The organism is Aminobacter sp. P4_D5 (genome assembly GCF_056401815.1).
Genome location: NZ_JBFUIP010001201.1, coordinates 1 through 560, shown reverse-complemented (window position 1 = coordinate 560; position 560 = coordinate 1). Strand labels below are relative to the sequence as shown.

Sequence of the window (560 nt, the reverse complement as noted above, 5' to 3'; positions counted from 1 at the left end):
GTGCAGGCCTGGGACGCCTTCGCGCGCGACCCCGCCGGCACCGGCATGTTCAAGTTCGCGAGCTTCGTGCCGCGCGTGCGGCTCGAGATGGTGAGGAATCCCGACTACTGGTACGAGAGCCGCCGCGCGAAGTTCGATCGTCTTGTCGTCGTCCCCGCCTCCGACGTGAACACGCGCTCGGCGGCGCTCCTCTCGGGACAGGTGGACTGGATCGAAGCGCCGGCGCCCGATGCTATCCCCTCGATGCGCCAGCGCGGCTTCCAGATCGTCAGCAGCGAGATGGTGCATGTCTGGCCCTGGCAGCCCTCGCTGCTGGAGGGCTCACCCTGGCGCGACAAGCGCGTGCGGATGGCGGCGAATCTCGGTGTGAACCGGGAGGACCTGGTCACGCTGAACGGCAGCCTCGCGGAGTTGGCCCATGGCCAGATGCGGCGCAGCCATCCCTGGTTCGGCAATCCGTCCTTCCAGCTTCGCTTCGATCCGAACGAGGCCCGGCGGCTGATGACGGAAGCCGGCTATTCCGCCAGCAGGCGCGCCGCGGTGAAGGTGCTGGTCACCAC

The 560-nt window shown here is 68.4% G+C and carries 1 protein-coding gene; it reads left to right on the top strand.

Annotated features, from left to right (window positions below; genetic code table 11):
* The coding region (locus AC1DWF_RS37485; protein WP_476843484.1) for an ABC transporter substrate-binding protein at positions 1-560 on the top strand (560 nt) is incomplete at both ends.